This window comes from Lacticaseibacillus thailandensis DSM 22698 = JCM 13996, assembly GCF_001436135.1.
Classification (GTDB): domain Bacteria; phylum Bacillota; class Bacilli; order Lactobacillales; family Lactobacillaceae; genus Lacticaseibacillus; species Lacticaseibacillus thailandensis.
Genome location: NZ_AYZK01000001.1, coordinates 294885 through 312800, shown reverse-complemented (window position 1 = coordinate 312800; position 17916 = coordinate 294885). Strand labels below are relative to the sequence as shown.

Sequence of the window (17916 nt, the reverse complement as noted above, 5' to 3'; positions counted from 1 at the left end):
ACGTACGGCCATTTTCGGATTTAAAATATTCAATAATGGCACCAATGATTACGTTTAGGCACTCAGCACGGACCAACATCTAGCCCGTGCTATGGATGCATGCGTAAGTACCGAATGGCTTGTTGCAAACTCCGCACCGGCACGATCCGCATGTGCGTTCCAATCTTCTTGGCCGCTCGCTGCGCCTCGACGTAATTGTTCACGTAATCAGGGTCCTCACGCCGTAGGGTCTTGGTGGCGGGGATGTTCGGAGCAAAGAAGACGCGCGCTCCCGCCTTGGCCGCCGCGTACACCTTCTTATCGATACCACCAATCGCCCCGACCCGGCCGTTCGTACTGATTGTCCCGGTGCCAGCAATGATTCGTCCGTGACGTAAGTTCTGCCCGGTTACCTGCTGATAAGTCTCCAAAGCAAAGATCAGGCCCGCACTCGGACCACCGATTTGACCAGCGTTGATCCGTACCCGTGGCTGGCTGACCACCCGCGTGTGGTCAGTCAACGTGATGCCAATTCCCGGACGGTGTGTTTGCCGTAACCGCACCAATTTGACCGTCACGTGCCGCGTGCGCCCACGGTGGGTATAGGTGATGCGTACCCGTTGGCCCACCCGGTGCCGTTGAATGGCGCGGGTATAGCCTTGTGCGCGGGCATACCGCTGACCATCGACGCGTGTGATGATATCACCAACGTGGATATGCCCCCGCAAGGGTGAATTGCTTAGTAGCGACATGACGTAAATACCCTGGCCATGGATGCTAACGGGGCGGTGGGCCGCCCGCATAGCTGCCACCACGGCATCGTTGGCGGCACTCTTGATATAGTAACGCTGCAGGGCAGTATACTCGGACGTAGTGGCAGAACCCATCAGCTCGGCTTTGCTATCCACCTCCGCAAAGGGTTGCCAGTGAGCCCACAGCAGCACCGCGGGACTAGCTGGACCGATCACGGAGACCGTCATCAAACGGTAACTGCCCCGCTGACGGTCCCGCTTACCGGCAACGTGGACAAACTTACTGGTCACACTGGCCGAACCGGGTACCTCGACGTACTTGCCGGTGGGCATAAACAGAAAGGTAGCCACCACTAACGTGATGACTACCGCTACCGCTATGACCAACCGGCGTCGTTGTTGACGCTGTTTGCTCACTGAATGGTCCCTCCTAGCTTCTGCTGCAAGGCGCGCGCCACGTTTGCGGGCACCATGGTACTGACATCACCGCCAAACGCGGCGACTTCCTTAATAATCGACGACGAAATCGCTGCATATTCCGGCTTGGCCGGCAACAGCACCGTCTGAATGTCAGGCGCTAACCGCGCATTGACTGCCGCGATATCGTTCTCATAGCTGAAATCCTGCACGTTACGCAAACCACGGACAATGAACTGCGCGTGTAGGTGGCGCGCAAAGTCAACGGTCAAAGCCGCCGACTGCGCCACCACCGACACATTAGGCAGCCCCACAAGCGCACCCGCGATCAACGCCGTCTTTTCGGACGCGCTAAACAGCGGTTGCTTACTCGTGTTGGTCATCACGGCGACCACGACCCGGTCAAAGATGGCGCTAGCCCGGCGCACCGTGTCCAAGTGCCCGTTCGTGAACGGGTCAAAGCTGCCGGGAAAAATGGCGATACGTTCAGTCATGCGTCCTCATTCCTTTCCAGTACCAACACCTGGGCAACTTTGTAGGTTTGCAACCGGCGAATTCGGTAACCAGTAATCGCGTCCGGATACTGTACGTCCATGCCCGTTTCAACCACCACGGTGGCACCAGGTTTGAGTAGGTCGAGCTGGACGAAGTTAGCCAGTTCAGTCAACACCCGTTGCTGGGTGTACGGTGGATCCATCAACACGAGGTCAAACTGCTGGTGCTCCGCGGCCAGGGCTGTACAGGCCGCCTGTACCGAGCGTTTGATGACCGTAAACCGGTCCGCCGCTTTGAGTAACTGCACGTTTTGCTTGATGGTCTTAACTGCTTGGTAGGCCGAATCCACCAAAGTTGCGTGGTCCATGCCGCGCGAAACGGCTTCGATGCCCAAACCACCAGTGCCCGCATACAAGTCCAACGCCTGGCCACCCTCAAAATAAGGGCCAACCATGTTAAAAATGGACTCCTTCACCTTATCGGCGGTGGGCCGGGTGGTGTCCCCTGGCACCATGTTGAGCCGGCGACCACGAAATTCACCACTAACGACCCTCATGCTGCGTCTCCTCTTCGTAACCATGTTCATCCGGCGGGAACTCATCGGCGTAGCGCCGCGCCTCCGGATCACCCAAGGAACCACTAAAGGTCAGGTCTAGCTCCGGCCGATGGGAAACTTCGGCGTCCTTGACGAACCGTAAATGCTTTAACTTATCGACCGTGGCGTCCGCCTGATCACGATCCACGTATAGAACCGCATACTTCAGTTTTTTGGTGGTGTACATCACCGTGCCGTAGCGGCGTAACTGCCGCACCTGCCGCATGGAATATAACCATACTGCTATTCCTAGTCGGTCCTTTACTGTGAGCATCTTCTCATTCCTTTAATTACAAAATTATTGTGCTTGAATCCTAGCCAGTAACTGGCCGGATGCCACCGTGTCGCCACTATTGACGTACACGTGACTGACCGTACCCGCAACCTGCGCGTGCACCACGGTCTCCATCTTCATGGCTTCGGAGACAAACAGTTCATCCCCCTCGGCCACCTGGTCACCGGACTGGACTTTGACTTCCAGTACCCGACCACCCATGGGGGCCGCAACTTGGTGCTTATCGACCGGGTCCGCAAACTGAACGCTACCAGCTGAATGTCCGACCGCCTCGTCACGAACCGTGATCTGACGCTTTTGACCGTTAACGGTGAAGTACAACATCCGCAACCCAGCGGCGTCGGGGTCACCGATCGTGTCCAGCCGAACCACGTACGTCCGCCCCGGCGCAACGGTCACCGCCGTCTGCTGACCGACGTGTAACCCCTGGAAGAATACCGGGGTGTCCAGCGCCGTGACCGGACCAAACTCAGCCTGACGTTTCCGGTAGTCGGCATAAACCTCTGGGTACAAAATCGCACTCAGAATCTGTTGTTGATTCGGGTGCGCAACACCCTCATCCTGCAACTGCTTGGCCACCTTGTCAAAGTCAGCTGGAGGTTCGACCTCACCTGGCCGTTGTGTCAACGGCTTGGCACCGTGCAGAATAATTTGCTGCAACTTCTTGGGGAACCCAAACGGCGGTTGCCCCAATTCGCCACGGAAGAACGCCACCACGGACTCTGGGAAGTCGATGTGGTCGCCGCGCTCCATCACGTCGTCCGGCGTGAGGTGTTGCTGCAACATGAACAGGGCCATGTCACCCACTACTTTGGAACTCGGTGTTACTTTGATCAGGTCACCAAACATGTCGTTAACCTGTTCGTACATATCCATGACGGTATTGAAATCGTCAATGCCCATGCTCTTCGCCTGCTGCTGCAGGTTAGAGTACTGCCCACCAGGCATTTCTACCTGATAGACCCGGGTCAACGGACCAGTAACGCGGTTGGCGAAGTTGTTGTAGTAGGGCCGCACGTCCCGGAAGTAATCGTCAATCAATTCTGCATGCTGAATGTTCAAATCAGGCTGCCGTTCGTTGCCGGCCAGCGCGTAGTACAAGCTCTCCATGCTTGGCTGGCTGGTAGTACCAGCCACTGCCGATTGGGCCACGTCAACGACATCGACACCGGCCTTAGCGGCGGCAACATAAGTTGCCACCCCGTTACCGGTCGTGTCGTGCGTGTGCAGATGAATTGGCAGGTCCACCGCATCTTTCAAAGCACTGATCAAGACACGGGCGGCTTCTGGCTTCAGCAAGGCTGCCATGTCCTTCACGGCGATAATGTCAGCCCCAGTGTTCGCTAACTCTTTGGCTAAATCAACGTAGTATTTCAGGTCGTAATGCGGGTGCGCAGAACCGAGAATATCCCCGGTATAACAAATCGTGGCCTCCGCAATCTTGCCCGTTTCCTTGACGGCCTCGATGCTGGGCTGCAACTGTGGTAACCAGTTGAAACTGTCAAAGATGCGGAACAAGTCGATCCCCGTGCGGGCCGCTTCAGCAATGAAGCTCTTGATCACGTTGTCCGGGTAGTTCTTGTAACCAACCGCGTTACTACCCCGGAACAGCATCTGTAAGAGCGTGTTCGGCATGGCTTTACGCAAAGCGGCCAGACGGGCCCAGGGGTCCTCAGCCAGGAAGCGGTAGGCCACGTCAAACGTCGCCCCACCCCACATTTCAGCGGAGAAGAGGTTCGGGAAGGCGCGCCCGTAATCAGGGGCGACGCGCAGCATGTCAGCCGTGCGCATCCGCGTGGCAAAAAGCGACTGGTGCGCATCACGGAACGAGGTGTCCGTGAGCAGTAATTGTGGCTGTTGCTGTACCCACTTGGCGACCGCACCGGCCCCCTGGTCGTGCAACATAGCCACAAGGTCTGGTTGCGTCGGCTTTGACGCCTCCACGTGAGCCCGGTACTGCAGCTTAGGAAAGCTTTGCTGGGCCTTGTGCTCCTGGCCAGGGAACCCGTTGACGGTAATCTTGCCGACGTAATTCAAAACCTGGTTAGAAATATGCTTTGGCGCCTCAAAATCAAACAGCGCTGGCGTCTCGTCAATGAAGGTGGTCGTTGCTTGGCCACTCGTAAACGTTGGGTGTGTGATCACCTGCTCCAAAAACGGCAGGTTGGTCTTGACGCCAATAATCTTAAATTCGTGCAGGACGCGGTGCATCTTGGCACACGCTTGTTGGAAGTTAAATCCGGACACGCTGACCTTCACCAGTAATGAATCAAAGTACGGCGTGATCTCGGCACCCGCGTAAGCATTACCGCCGTCCAACCGCACACCAAAACCACCCGGTGAACGGTACGTCAAAATCGTCCCGGTATCCGGCAGGAAATCGTTCTGCGCATCTTCAGTCGTGATCCGGCACTGGATGGCCGCTCCCCGGAAGGTCAAATCCTTCTGGTGGGGCCAACCGATATCAGCGAACAGGTCGGCACCAGCAGCTACCTGCAACTGCGCCTGCACAATGTCGAGCCCCGTAATCGCCTCGGTAACGGTGTGCTCGACCTGAACCCGTGGGTTAACTTCAATGAAGTAAAACTTGTCCCCCTCAACGAGAAACTCGATCGTCCCGGCATTTTCGTAGTGCATTGCGGCCATAAAGTGAGCCGCTGCCGTGCATATCCGGTCGCGCAGGGCTTGTGGCAATCCGACTGCGGGGGCAATTTCGACCACCTTCTGGTTCCGCCGCTGGACAGAACAATCACGTTCAAACAAGTGAACGAGGTGTCCGTGGCTATCGCCAACTACCTGCACCTCCACGTGCTTGGCGTGTTGCAGGTAACGCTCCACGTACATCCGGTCATCACCAAAGCTGGTCAGCGCTTCCGAAGCCGCGACTGGGTATACCTTGCGTAACTCGGCGTCCGAATGCACGATGCGCATCCCCCGGCCACCGCCACCACTGGCGGATTTGAGCATGAGCGGGAACCCGTGTTTCTCGGCGAAGGCCTCAATCTCGTCAAAGTCGCGGGTAGGCTCAGGCGTCCCCGGGATGACCGTCAGCCCGTGCGCCACGGCGGCCGCCTTTGCCGCCACCTTGTCGCCAAACGTTTCCAACAACTCGGTCTGTGGGCCCACGAAAGTCAACCCGGCCGCCCGCACCTTGCGGGCAAATTCCGCGTTTTCACTCAGTAAGCCGTAGCCGGGGTGAATCGCATCCGCACCGGACTGCTTGGCAATCCGAATAATATCATCCATGTCTAGGTAAGCAGCCACCGCTTCGCGCCCCTTGCCGACTTGATAACTCTCGTCGGCCTTGAACCGGTGCAAAGATAAGCTGTCCTCAGCGGCGTATATACCGACCGTGCGTAAACCGAGTTCTTGACACGCACGGAAAATGCGAATCGCAATTTCCCCACGGTTGGCTACCAACACCTTTTGCATCATCGTGCCTCCTTAATCATGAACTGGTGCGTGCTGTCCAAAGGCAACGCCCACCATTGTTACTAACGCACATCTAACTGGCCGCTAGCGGTGACGCCCGCTAACCGGTCACGTTTTTCCGTCGCACTCACGTTGAGCACGATTCCGATAGCAACAGACAAAATCAATAAACTAGAACCGCCATAACTAATAAACGGTAGTGTCACCCCAGTAATGGGCAACACGCCGACCACACCACCAACATTGAAGGTGGTTTGAACGAACAGCATCGTCGCAATTCCGTACATCAATAACGCTTTGTACGTGGAACGCGCCCTGATACCCACTAACATTGTCCGCCAAACAATGAAGAAAATCATCCCCACTACGATAATTCCACCCAAAATTCCTAGTTCTTCAGTAATGACCGACAAAATAAAGTCGGTGTACGGTTCAGGTAGGTACCCGAGCTTGATGGTACCGTTGCCCAAGCCCACGCCGAACAGGCCACCATGATTGATGGCGTACATGGAATTAACTAACTGTTTGCCTTCAACTCTCTGCATGGCAAAGGGGTGCAAGACGGCCAATAGCCGGCGCCCCTGATAATGCGTCGCCAGGAAACCGTGCATCCGTGTGATGAGCAAGTAATAACCGCCCCCCAGAACGCCAAAACCCAAGGCAATAAAGCCCAGGCCCATCTGCCAACGCAAACCGCTCGCAAACACCATGACAAAGATAATCGTCATGAGAATCGCCGCCCCACCAGTATCCGGTTGGAGTAGCACCAACGCCAAGATGACCATCACCATCAGTAAGGGCGCGCGTAGCACCTTGGCAGAACCCATCAATGACCCAGGATTGAGGTCACGTTCACGGCGAGTAAACATGTGCGCTAAGTAGAGTACCAACAGTAACTTGGCAATTTCGGACGGCTGGATGTTAATGGGCCCCACGGGGATCCAGGAACTTGCCCCGTTGATGGCTGAAGACGGGTTGACCTTACCCTTGATCAGTAAGTACACCAACAAACCAATGGTCACGAGCATCCCGCCACCCAGCAAGCCAGGTTTGCGGAGCAGTTTGAGCTTCAGCATGAACGTAAGTCCACACAGCACAAAGCCGACCGCCACGAATACCATTTGCTTCCACATGTACGCCGTTGTGCTCAGGCCCATTTGCATGTGAATATAGTCACCACTGGCGGAATACACCATGACGATACTGAATAGGCACAGTACCACGTAAGGTACCAGCACGTATAAATCTATGTAAGCACGTTTTGGACCCAATTTCGGTCTCCTTTTTAAACCATAATAATACACACAATTATAGCATATGTACCCCCGCGCGGAACCCAGGGGTAAGGTAACGTCACCACACAGTGAACGTTATGGAATCGCTACAAAATCAGCGTGCACCGTTCACCCCGCACGCAAAAAAGAGCCACCCGTTGGCGGGTGGCTCTATCAATGCTCATTTGGTTACTTGCTGGAAGCAGCCTTACGCCGCTTGTCAGCCTTTTGGCGTTCGCTCGTGTTCAAAATCTTCTTACGCAAACGCACGCTCTTTGGCGTAACTTCACAATATTCGTCGTCATTCAAGAATTCAATGGACTGTTCCAGGGACAGATCCTTTGGCGTCTTGATGGCAGCGGCGTGGTCCTTACCAGCGGCACGGGTGTTGGTCAGGTTCTTACCCTTTGTGACGTTAACGGCAATGTCGTTATCACGGGAGTTTTGACCCACGATCATACCTTCGTAAACTTCGGTACCAGCAGGAATGAACAACTGACCGCGGTCTTCAACGGACTGTAGTGAGTACGTTGTCGCGGTCCCGGCATTGATGGAAACCAGGGCCCCGTTTTGACGACCTGGGTTCCAGTTCTTGATGACCGGTGCGTACTTTTCAAAGGAGTGGTTCATGATCCCGTAACCACCAGTGCTGGACAGGAACTCAGTCGAGTAACCGATCAAGCCACGTGAAGGTACCAGGAAGACCATGCGGGTCTGACCATTACCTTCGTTTTCCATGTCCTTCATTTCGCCCTTACGCTGAGCCATCGCGTCAATGATGGCACCAGTGTATTGGTCTGGCGTGTCAATCTGGACGGATTCGAACGGTTCGCACAGTTCACCCTTGATTTCGCGGTAGATAACCTGTGGCCGCCCCAGCTGCAGTTCAAAACCTTCGCGCCGCATCTGTTCAACCAAGATAGACAAGTGCAATTCACCACGGCCAGAAACGACCCACTGGCCAGCAGTGTCGGTTGGTTCCACCCGCAGCGAGACATCAGTCTGCAACTGCTGGTTCAAACGGTCCTCGATCTTGCGAGCCGTGACCTGGTCACCCTCGCGACCAGCAAACGGACTGTCGTTAGCGGCAAAAATCATCTGCAAAGTTGGTTCGTCGATCCGCAAGATTGGTAGTGCTTCTGGATGTTCCGGATCCGTGACGGTTTCACCAACAAAGATATCTTCCATTCCGGAAACGGCAATCAAGTCACCAGCTTTGGCTTCCTTGATCTCGATCCGCTTCAAACCGAAGAACCCAAACATCTTCGTGACGCGGAAGTTCTTCGTAGAACCATCCTTCTTGATCAGGGCAACCTGGTCACCCAACTTGATGGTACCCCGGAAGACCCGGCCGATCCCGATACGACCAACGTAGTCGTTGTAGTCCAACATCGAAACTTGGAACTGCAGTGGCTGGTCGGAGGTGTCTTCTGGCGCTGGAATCGTCTTAATGATGGTATCAAAGACAGGCTTCATGGTGTGCTTCTGGGTAGAAACATCTGGGTCCATACTGGAAGTCCCGTTAATGGCGGAAGTGTAAACCACTGGGAATTCCAGCTGGTCTTCATCGGCACCCAAGTCGATGAACAGTTCCAGTACTTCATCCAGCACTTCGGCAGGACGGGCACCTGGGCGGTCGATCTTGTTGATGACAACCACAGGGGTCAGGTGCTGCTCCAATGCTTTCTTCAGCACGAACCGGGTCTGCGGCATCGTGCCTTCAAAGGCATCAACAACCAGCAGTACCCCATCAACCATCTTCATGATACGTTCCACTTCACCACCGAAGTCGGCGTGTCCTGGAGTGTCCACAATGTTAATGGTTGTATCACCGTACTTAACGGCGGTGTTCTTACTCAGAATGGTGATACCACGTTCCTTTTCGATGGGGTTAGTATCCATCGCGCGGTCCCCAATCTGGGTGTGTTCTGGTAAGGTATCGGATTGCTTCAGCATTTCGTTAACCAACGTCGTCTTACCGTGGTCGACGTGGGCAATGATGGCAACATTCCGAATATCATCACGTGTTTTCATGTTAACTTCCTTTCGCTTTTCGACCGTTGTGGCCTGCTTGCTCAGCCACTTAACGGCCACAGCATACAGCTAATCATTTTAGCACATCGGTCAAAACATTTCTATCTTTCTGAAATCATTTATAACATTCACGCCGCCGGGCATACGCATAACACCAAGCAGGCGGCTGGACTACTTCGATCGTCGGTGATCCACACGTAGCCGGACCGTCTTGCCAGCCCCCTGCCGTGCCGCTTGTATCGCTCGATAAGTGGAATAGTCTGAGACCTCTTCAAATTCGCGGTCGATCTGCCGTTCGCCCGCTTTATCCGGGACCACCTTTTTAAACGCATTATAGGCGGCTAACAGGTTGTCCCGGTTCACGCCGTGCTCATAGGCATCTTCAACCATTTGCAGAAATGTAGTCACCGCAATTTTTTCATCCGTGGTCCAATCAAGTTCCAGCGGGTAACCATAATTTGCCTTCATCTATTTGCTCCCGTTACTTTGATGTTCAATGTCATGAATGGCCGCGAGGACGCGGTCCGTAATCTCCTTGAGGGCTTCCTCCTCAGCTTGGGCACCGGCAACGCGCGGCAATACCTGTACGTGCTGGCGACCCACCACGGCCGGACGCGCTACTACCGTCAGGCCAGCCCCCGTGCCATCGATCAACGTCAACGGCACGATGTCGGTCTGCGTACTCAACAATACCGCCGCAATCCGCGCAACCACATCCGCGGTCACCGCCGCACCGATGCCAGCGGCAAATTGCTGCAATTCACGGTTAACGGTTTGAATGATTTCGGCACTCACCTTGGCGGCATCATTTTGCACCATGCTGAGTAACGGCACGGTCGAAACGGCCGCCCGACTCCACAAGACCTGGTAATCTGTCGCGGTGCCGACCACGTCCACGGCCACGTTATGAACCGGAACATTAAGTTCTTGTGCAATGCGGTTGGCCGTAAACAGGCTGTGCGCCGCGGTGCCGACCCCCAACACGTGATCACTGGCGACACCCGAGAAGCGTTGGGCAAAGTAGGTCAGTAACTCGTCGCGCGTGGTGGCCACCAACAAGGTACCGGTGAAACCGTTGGCCATGGCCCCATTGAGCGCCTCCCGCACCATTTTGATGTTAGCCGCCGTGAGCGCATTCGCATCGTCAGCATCCGCATCAGCGGGTAGCGTGTCGGTAAACACCAACAGGTCTGCCTCCGCCACGACTTTGGGTGTAGCCTTAGCCAGTGTGTTATGCCCCATGCCTCCTAAAGCCACGAGGTCATTAAACAACGCCCCGTTACTATCGTCCGGCACCGTCACTACCAACCCATCATCCAAATGCATGAGCGCGGCGATGGTCGCCGTCGTAGTCGGACTATTGCCATAAACAACCACTGTTTGCATAACTACACCCCTCCCCATTGCTTACCGTTAATTATACCCAATTGGTCCGCCCACGGGCAGTAGCTCCACCCTGACTGTTTGAACGGCACCGGCAAACGACGCTTGTACCCGCACATACAGGCACGCATTAAGTTCTTGTTACAAAGTTGGAAAGACACGGTGTAACGGAACCCAACATAATAGCCGCGTCATGAATAACGCGGCTAATCAACTAACTCATTCAACTAAACAGCCAGCCAGGAACGTTGGACTGAGGCCTGATTGTACCGGAAGGCTGATTCTCGTCTAAAAAGAATCATCCGACCCGTTAACCGCTGGATCACTAACCAGCCAAACCGGCCAAGAATTTGTACTGCAGTCCGTACTTGCTGAACCAACCAACGGCTCAGCATGACGCCCTTAGTTAAGGCCAATTGTCGTACGCTCCGGATGGCGGCCATCACGGCTACCAATACACCCTGAGTCCAGACATTAGCGGCCACCACTGCCTGCGATACCACCGTATCGCTAGCGACCACCAGTCCACCAGCAACTTTGCTACCGGCACCACTAACTACACCATCACGAACGACCGCAAACGGGAGACGGTCCCCTGTCTGCGTCATAATTACATCACCAGTAACAACGCGCTGCACTGGTAGCACCCGTGGTAAGCCATCCCGAAGAACAACTACCGTGTGGACGTGCTGAACTACCTGCCGAAACTGTAGCCACCGCCAAGCCTGACGAGCGACTACGCCTACCGTCCCCGCTAGGCCTGCACCGACGCCCCAGTTCAGGATACCCAGAACACTTGTACCCAATACTAGTAGCCCCCAAACGAGAGCCAGCATTGGTAACAACCATACCTGACGTACCCACCCAGTCTCCGGACGCAGGCCAGCTAGACGCGCACTGGTCGCCTCATGACGGGTCAGACCAGTAATATTAAATTTTTGCATCACGCTCATGCCTCCTAATTACTAGGAAGACACGGCAAACAGCCGCTGCCGTCAGCCCGGCCATTGCGGCCTAACGTCAGTTACCTGAATCTAACTCTCAGCGGCGGCATAACGCCACGTCTTCCGGGATCTTCGTTGTTCGCCGAATGACTAGGCTGATCAAGACTTGATGACATTATGCTCACCCCCTTATGCGTACACATGCGCGCGTCAAAAACGCGCACTGAACCTTTTTCCTACTCATTAATTGTAACCGTCCCAAGACAACGAGTCAATGCGCGCCCGAACGGTATTTTGCTGCGAACGCGGTAAAAGCAGCTGACCGCCACCCGTTCACCGCCGTTATGTGGTAACCTTAACCATAGATTATTCTAGGAGGCAGATAGCTGTGTTTCTAATGAAAGATATCGTTCGCGACCCCAACCCGGTGCTCCGCGCACGCGCCCAGCAGGTGGAATTCCCCCTTTCGGACGAAAATAAGCAATTGGCACATGACTTGATGGAGTACCTCATCATCAGTCAAGATGAAGAAGAAAACAAGAAGTACCACCTTCGTCCCGGCGTTGGCCTGGCCGCACCGCAAGTAAACAAGAGTCTGTCCATGGCCGCCGTACTGGTACCGGACAACGACGGTTCCATTATGTTCAAAGAGGTGTTGGTCAACCCACACATTGTCAGCGAATCCGTCCAGCAAGCCGGTCTGCGTGAAGGCGAAGGTTGCCTATCCGTTGATGATGAACACGACGGTTTGGTGATGCGCCACGACCGTATCACCATCAAGTACCAAAACGTTGACGGTGAGAACAAGAAGGTGCGCCTAAAGCACTACCCGGCCATCGTGTGCCAGCACGAAATTGACCACCTCAACGGTACGTTGTTCTACGACCACATCAGTAAGGACCACCCGTTCGACATTGACCCCGAAGCGGTCATCGTCGATTAGCAAGTAGCCCCAACAAATTAACGGCTCCAGCTGGTACAGACGCATCATGATACGTCCGTACTCAGCCGAAGCCGTTAATTTTTAACATCTACTTTTACCGCTAATGGGGCAATGCTGTGTTACTCAACCCGGGCCAGGTCAGCCACGTACGCCTTAGTCGCGTCGTTGACCAGGTAGGCAACGTCAAAGTTCAGTTGTTGGTCCTCTGCCTGTACAAAACAATCGGTCAACGCTAACTGCGCCAGGTGTGCACCGCTAAACGCGGCCTGCACCTGAGCTACAGTCACACCGGACCCCACCGGCAGGGTAAAGTGGGCCAGCATGACCTGCCGGTGCCAAACTTCTTCGACGGGCTGACCCGTAACCTTCAGCCCCACGGCCAGACCAGCATCGTGTAGCGCTTTACCTACTCCTAAATTGATGGCCCGCATCCACTGCGCGTGTTCGTGCTGAATCCGCAAGCGCCGTCGCCGAGCCCACCACCAGCCTCCGGCGATGATGAGCACGGCCACAATGATTACTAGGCCCAACGTAGACACTGTTGGCAATCAGTCCACCCCCTATATGAAAACTGCATTACTACTACTTTTATTATGGCACATTCAACCGTCGCCGTAACACATAACCACCAGATTAAGATGGACCCACAACCGATTTGGCGCGGAAGTTCGCCAATCCCGCCACCGTATGGTAGAATGATAACAACTAGCTAGGGTGACCTAGCAAAATGCGGGCATATGATTGAATAGTCCCCTAATGGGGCTTTCTTTGTGTACATGAAAGGAGCACTTATGATTTATAAAGTTCTGTACCAGCCATCCCGGTTGGAAAACCCAATGCGTGAAAACACGGTAGCACTTTACCTGGAGGCCGACAGCGAACGCGCGGCACGTAAACTGCTCGAAGAAAACACGGATTACAACATCGAACTGATCCAGCCACTTGAAGGCAAGTTCTTAGAGTACGAGCAGCAGTCCGATAACTACAAGTTAACGGAGTTTTAGCATATGAAATTAAATATTAAACCCAATGAAACCGCCGCCTTTGCTGTAGGTGGGCTGGGTGAAATTGGTAAAAACATGTACGGTGTGCAGTACGGTGATGAAATTATCGTCATTGATGCCGGCATCAAGTTTCCTGAAGATGACTTGCTCGGGATCGATTACGTCATTTCTGACTACTCGTACCTGAAGCAGAATGCGGACAAGATCAAGGCGTTGGTCATCACCCACGGCCACGAAGACCACATTGGCGGCTTACCCTACTTTCTAAAGCAGGTACCCAACGTGGATGTGTACGCTGGTCCCTTAGCTGCTGCCCTCATTCGGGGCAAGTTGGAGGAACACGGCTTGCTACGCTCCACCAGCCTCACGGAAATTGACGAAGACACTGAGCTAAAGTTTGACAAGCTCTCCGTCTCCTTCTTCCGGACGACTCATAGTATTCCCGACACCCTCGGGATCGCGGTACACACGCCTAACGGAATCGTCATTCAAACTGGTGACTACAAGTTTGACTTGACCCCGGTTGGCAATCAGCCGGCACCCAACTTGCAACGGATGGCTAAGCTGGGTGAAGAAGGTGTCTTGCTGTTGATGTCTGACAGCACGAACGCCGAAATTCCTAACTTTACGAAGTCGGAACGGTTTGTAGGCCACTCTATCCGCCATATCTTTGACCGCATTGATGGCCGTATTATCTTTGCCACCTTTGCCTCAAACATCTCCCGAATCGCGCAGGCCGCGGACGCTGCCATTGCGCGCGGCCGCAAGATTGCTGTCTTTGGCCGGTCAATGGAAAATGCGATTGTTAACGGCCGTGAATTGGGCTACCTGAACATTCCGGATGAAGACCTCATCGATGCCCACGAGTTGAAGCGGTTGCCCGCCAACAAGGTGTTGATTCTGTGTACCGGTTCGCAAGGTGAACCCATGGCCGCCCTGTCGCGGATTGCTAACGGGACGCACCGGCAGATCAGCATTCAACCTGGCGACACCGTCGTCTTCTCCAGTAACCCTATTCCTGGGAACACAACCAGCGTGAACGAAGTCATTAACGAGCTGGAAGCAGCTGGTGCCGACGTCATTCACGGGAAGGTCAATAACATCCACACTTCCGGTCATGGTGGCCAGGAAGAACAGAAACTGATGCTGCGGTTGATGAAGCCTAAGTTCTTCATGCCATGTCATGGTGAATACCGGATGCAGAAGATCCACACCGAGCTTGCCCAACTTTGTGGCGTGCCGGCGGATCATACCTTCATCATGGGTAATGGTGACGTGCTGGCCCTGACCAAGGATCATGCGCGTCGTGCTGGTCACTTCCCAGCTAGCGACGTTTACGTTGATGGTAGCGGTGTGGGCGACATTGGTAATGCCGTCATTCGTGACCGCCGGATCCTTTCTGAAGAAGGTTTGGTCGTGGTCGTTGCCACTATCAATATGCAGAAGCACACGGTCTTGGCGGGTCCCGACCTTTTGTCGCGTGGGTTCGTCTACATGCGTGAATCTGGCGAACTGATCAACCACGCCCAAAAGCGGGTCTTCCACACCATCAAGAACACGTTTAACGATAATGAAAAAGTCAGTGAAGCAATGCTGAAGGACGCCATCGTGAAGAACCTTGGTGAGTACCTGTTCGAACGGACGGAACGGCGTCCACTGATCTTACCAATGTTGATTACGCTATAAACACATGCTGTCGCGCCTTGTGCTGACAGCATGCATAACCAAGACGGGTCGGCAATCATTCATGGTTGCCGACCCGTTTACTGTTTTGAATTAAAAATTAAAGGGCTAACCCTAGGCAATAGCTACGGTCAGCCCTTTTTTTGACGTTCTGTGGTTGCTTACGTGCCCACCATGGCGATGAGCACCTCATTCTTACACCTGGCACTGGCCACAATGAACACCGCTTATGCACACTTGTACACCAGCGCACACTGAAATATTAGCACCTGTCGCCAAATCTGACAAGTTGGCGCCACCATAAATTTGACCACACTCGTGCTGAACACTGGTGACAAACCTGCTACAGATGGGTCTAGCTGGCCATAATGACACCGAAGAAACTGAAATTAACTAAACAATACCGGCAACCCTATTGCGGATTGAGATCACCCATCCAAAACAACTGGTCCGTCACGTTAAATTCCAGTTCAAACGGCCGCGTGCCCAGCTCCTCACCGTCCATCTGACCAAATTCGAGTGAACTGGTCTCCACGTACAGTTTGGCCGCCCGGTAATGATGAATTCCCTCAAAGTCCAACTTCTTCCGCAACAAAATTTGTGCACAGAGGAAAATGAAGATCCACCAGTGCCGTTCTTCCACGACGATCAAGTCCAGCTGACCATCGATGACCGACGCCCCCGGCATGATGGGAAACCCACCACCAAAGTAGGGGTGATTAGTCGTGGTGCAGATGTATGCGTTAGGTATTATGTCGTGTTCATCCCCGACGTGCACCCGCGCTTCAAAGGCATGGCGGTTAAACAACACTCCGAAAATACTCAGAATGTAGGCCAAGGTCCCCAGGTGTACCCGGTTCAGGAACCCTTTTAACCGACTTTGGTTCGCCGCATCCACAACGGCCGCGTCAAACCCAACGCCCACGTTGTTCACAAAGTAACCGTGTTGGTCGCGTGTCCGTTCGTGGAATTCACCAATATCGACCCGCACCGGTGCCTGTGTGTCGAGAATAGCATCCAGTACCGTCAGGGGATCCTTGCTGATGCGGTTGGCCCGGGCAAAGTCGTTACCGCTCCCTGCCGGTACGTACGCCACCGGCATGGTCGTGTTGCCAGCTTCACGAATTCCCGTTACCGCTTGGTTCAACGTTCCGTCGCCACCAATCACTAACAGCACCGTATCATCCCGGTCATTGAACTTGGCAATTTGGTGCGCCAACTCCACCGTGTGCCCAGGATGTTTGGATGTCCGAACCCGGAAATCGACCCCACGCCGATTCAACTCATCCTTAACGATGTGCCACGTAGCCACAGAATTACCCCCGCCGGCTGCGGGATTGAAAATCATTTGAAAAAAGGCCACGTAGCGCCACAACTCCTTTCAACGTTAACGCTGTAAATTATAACTAGCCACTGGTTGATTTGCAACGTCGTCCGACTAAGCGCCGCCAATCTAAAAGTAATCTGAAAAGTACGGCTCTTCCATGGGAATGACCTGCTCAAGATTCTTAACGGCACTGGTGTCCGCATCCAGTCGTTCAATGCGGCGCAGGTAAGACGGTCGCCGGTAACTCATCAGCATCGTTGTCAGCGTTTGGATGTCCAACCGCACTGGCAAACCGGGATGGGCATCACGCTCCACCCTTACTTGACCGTTGGCATCCCAACTCACTCCGAACGTCCCGACATTCCAGGGCGCCATGGGATCACTGACGATCAGGTGAAATGGCTGGCCTACTTCCGCGAACGGGTAGGCGCGGAGAAATTGTTCAACGTCCACGATGCGCGCCATAAAGTACGGCTTAATGGTCTGTTTAATGTCGCCATCATCCAGTAAGAAGTGCAGCGGTTCGTTCTTATAGATGTTGCCGCGCACGTGTTCCACCATGGAGAAATGGGCCGACACGAAGTTCCACAGTGCGATCCGCGCCTCCTGCGTGATGTACACCATTTCCTTAATATGGAAGACCTCGTTAGCAATCCAGTACAGCAAGAACCCCTGCGGTTCGTCGTCCTCATCGTAGAACACGGCCGCCGTGCGTTCCTCCTCGTTTTCCCAGCGCCAATACTCGTCCCAGTTCAGCTGGTTACGAATCATGGCACCATGGTTCAACAAGGCAAAGCGGTCATAGGTCCGAATCACATCCTCGGCATCAATATCCATTCGCTCAACGTGACCAGGCAGATTCTGTTGCTTAGGCAACTGGATATCGCGTACGTCAAAAGTCAGGTGGTCAGACATGATTTCCCACCCCTTTTTGCGGTAAAACGGAATGCTGTACGGGTACAGGTAGGAGATCCATTGGTGCCGGGACCGCATGTGTTCCAACGCCGTACTAATCAGGTCGTGCATTAAGCCATGCCCGGCGTACTCTGGGTACGTACCCACGCCAGTAAGCCCGGCCATATCGTACTGCCGCCCGTGAATGTTGACTTTGCACGGGTAGATGGCCAATTGACTGACCAGGTTGTCACCGTGGAACCAGCCAAAAACGTCCGCTTCCTCCAGCACTGGTCGTTTGGCCCGCTCGAGTTCGCCCTCTTCGTAACCAGACTCGCTCACTTCTTTGGCGGTGACCTGGAACACATACCCCAGCAAATCATTAAACTGGTCTAAATATTCCGGTGTAACTGGACGCATTGATAGTTGTTCGCGAATATCTGTCATCATGCTTCTCCTTAATTT

The 17916-nt window shown here is 54.1% G+C and carries 16 protein-coding genes; 3 read left to right on the top strand and 13 right to left on the bottom strand.

Annotation, left to right across the window (positions count from 1 at the left end; genetic code table 11):
* Positions 1 to 89: 89 nt before the first annotated feature.
* The 10 genes from FD19_RS01435 to FD19_RS01390 form a co-directional block, all read right to left on the bottom strand.
* Positions 90 to 1148, bottom strand: coding sequence for a SepM family pheromone-processing serine protease (locus tag FD19_RS01435; protein ID WP_054749348.1), 1059 nt, complete (start codon positions 1146 to 1148; stop codon positions 90 to 92).
* The gene (gene coaD, locus FD19_RS01430) at positions 1145 to 1642 is read right to left on the bottom strand and encodes a pantetheine-phosphate adenylyltransferase (RefSeq protein ID WP_054749347.1); all 498 of its coding nucleotides are present in this window, start codon (positions 1640 to 1642) and stop codon (positions 1145 to 1147) included. Before coaD ends, FD19_RS01435 begins: the two co-directional genes overlap by 4 nt.
* Positions 1639 to 2199, bottom strand: coding sequence for a 16S rRNA (guanine(966)-N(2))-methyltransferase RsmD (gene rsmD / locus FD19_RS01425; protein WP_054749346.1), 561 nt, complete (start codon positions 2197 to 2199; stop codon positions 1639 to 1641). Before rsmD ends, coaD begins: the two co-directional genes overlap by 4 nt.
* Positions 2186 to 2512 (bottom strand): YlbG family protein, encoded by a 327-nt coding sequence (locus FD19_RS01420; protein ID WP_082619469.1) that lies wholly within the window; start codon positions 2510 to 2512, stop codon positions 2186 to 2188. The genes rsmD and FD19_RS01420 overlap by 14 nt, the downstream gene beginning before the upstream one ends.
* Positions 2513 to 2536: 24 nt before the next feature.
* Complete coding sequence (locus FD19_RS01415; RefSeq protein WP_056968947.1) at positions 2537 to 5965, bottom strand: pyruvate carboxylase; 3429 nt, start codon at positions 5963 to 5965, stop codon at positions 2537 to 2539.
* A gap of 62 nt (positions 5966 to 6027) precedes the next feature.
* Positions 6028 to 7236, bottom strand: coding sequence for an FtsW/RodA/SpoVE family cell cycle protein (locus FD19_RS01410; protein WP_225353402.1), 1209 nt, complete (start codon positions 7234 to 7236; stop codon positions 6028 to 6030).
* A 192-nt stretch (positions 7237 to 7428) separates the two neighbouring features.
* Positions 7429 to 9273, bottom strand: coding sequence for a translational GTPase TypA (gene typA / locus FD19_RS01405; protein WP_054749663.1), 1845 nt, complete (start codon positions 9271 to 9273; stop codon positions 7429 to 7431).
* A gap of 171 nt (positions 9274 to 9444) precedes the next feature.
* Entirely contained in the window at positions 9445 to 9741 is a 297-nt protein-coding gene (locus tag FD19_RS01400) for a UPF0223 family protein (protein WP_056968946.1), read from the bottom strand.
* Positions 9742 to 10659 (bottom strand): Rossmann-fold NAD(P)-binding domain-containing protein, encoded by a 918-nt coding sequence (locus FD19_RS01395; RefSeq protein WP_056968945.1) that lies wholly within the window; start codon positions 10657 to 10659, stop codon positions 9742 to 9744. It lies immediately after the preceding gene.
* A 224-nt stretch (positions 10660 to 10883) separates the two neighbouring features.
* Complete coding sequence (locus FD19_RS01390) at positions 10884 to 11600, bottom strand: hypothetical protein (protein ID WP_056968944.1); 717 nt, start codon at positions 11598 to 11600, stop codon at positions 10884 to 10886.
* 388 nt (positions 11601 to 11988) lie between these two features.
* On the opposite strand from FD19_RS01390, the gene def reads away from it, so the two are divergent.
* A complete protein-coding gene (def, locus tag FD19_RS01385; RefSeq protein WP_054749341.1) occupies positions 11989 to 12543 on the top strand; it encodes a peptide deformylase in 555 nt (184 codons plus the stop codon).
* A 119-nt stretch (positions 12544 to 12662) separates the two neighbouring features.
* Here def and FD19_RS01380 read toward each other — a convergent pair whose 3' ends face one another.
* Positions 12663 to 13091: a hypothetical protein gene (locus FD19_RS01380; RefSeq protein ID WP_054749340.1), complete on the bottom strand. Its 429-nt coding sequence runs from the start codon at positions 13089 to 13091 to the stop codon at positions 12663 to 12665.
* A gap of 243 nt (positions 13092 to 13334) precedes the next feature.
* Between FD19_RS01380 and FD19_RS01375 the strand changes: the two genes are divergently transcribed.
* On the top strand, positions 13335 to 13547 hold the full coding sequence (locus FD19_RS01375) for a DNA-directed RNA polymerase subunit epsilon (RefSeq protein ID WP_054749339.1): 213 nt from the start codon (positions 13335 to 13337) through the stop codon (positions 13545 to 13547).
* A gap of 3 nt (positions 13548 to 13550) precedes the next feature.
* Entirely contained in the window at positions 13551 to 15233 is a 1683-nt protein-coding gene (rnjA, locus tag FD19_RS01370) for a ribonuclease J1 (RefSeq protein WP_054749338.1), read from the top strand.
* Positions 15234 to 15642: 409 nt separating this feature from the next.
* Here rnjA and FD19_RS01365 read toward each other — a convergent pair whose 3' ends face one another.
* Positions 15643 to 16578 (bottom strand): diacylglycerol/lipid kinase family protein, encoded by a 936-nt coding sequence (locus FD19_RS01365; RefSeq protein ID WP_054749337.1) that lies wholly within the window; start codon positions 16576 to 16578, stop codon positions 15643 to 15645.
* 105 nt (positions 16579 to 16683) lie between these two features.
* On the bottom strand, positions 16684 to 17901 hold the full coding sequence (locus FD19_RS01360) for a GNAT family N-acetyltransferase (RefSeq protein ID WP_056968943.1): 1218 nt from the start codon (positions 17899 to 17901) through the stop codon (positions 16684 to 16686).
* Between the last annotated feature and the right edge of the window lie 15 nt (positions 17902 to 17916).

Bases quoted from the DNA above. Each gene is read 5' to 3' on its own strand.
- coaD (WP_054749347.1), bottom strand. From the start codon at position 1,642: ATGACTGAACGTATCGCCATTTTTCCCGGCAGCTTTGACCCGTTCACG.
- rsmD (WP_054749346.1), bottom strand. From the start codon at position 2,199: ATGAGGGTCGTTAGTGGTGAATTTCGTGGTCGCCGGCTCAACATGGTG.
- FD19_RS01420 (WP_082619469.1), bottom strand. From the start codon at position 2,512: ATGCTCACAGTAAAGGACCGACTAGGAATAGCAGTATGGTTATATTCC.
- FD19_RS01415 (WP_056968947.1), bottom strand. From the start codon at position 5,965: ATGCAAAAGGTGTTGGTAGCCAACCGTGGGGAAATTGCGATTCGCATT.
- typA (WP_054749663.1), bottom strand. From the start codon at position 9,273: ATGAAAACACGTGATGATATTCGGAATGTTGCCATCATTGCCCACGTC.
- FD19_RS01400 (WP_056968946.1), bottom strand. From the start codon at position 9,741: ATGAAGGCAAATTATGGTTACCCGCTGGAACTTGATTGGACCACGGAT.
- FD19_RS01395 (WP_056968945.1), bottom strand. From the start codon at position 10,659: ATGCAAACAGTGGTTGTTTATGGCAATAGTCCGACTACGACGGCGACC.
- FD19_RS01390 (WP_056968944.1), bottom strand. From the start codon at position 11,600: ATGCAAAAATTTAATATTACTGGTCTGACCCGTCATGAGGCGACCAGT.
- FD19_RS01375 (WP_054749339.1), top strand. From the start codon at position 13,335: ATGATTTATAAAGTTCTGTACCAGCCATCCCGGTTGGAAAACCCAATG.
- rnjA (WP_054749338.1), top strand. From the start codon at position 13,551: ATGAAATTAAATATTAAACCCAATGAAACCGCCGCCTTTGCTGTAGGT.
- FD19_RS01365 (WP_054749337.1), bottom strand. From the start codon at position 16,578: ATGATTTTCAATCCCGCAGCCGGCGGGGGTAATTCTGTGGCTACGTGG.
- FD19_RS01360 (WP_056968943.1), bottom strand. From the start codon at position 17,901: ATGATGACAGATATTCGCGAACAACTATCAATGCGTCCAGTTACACCG.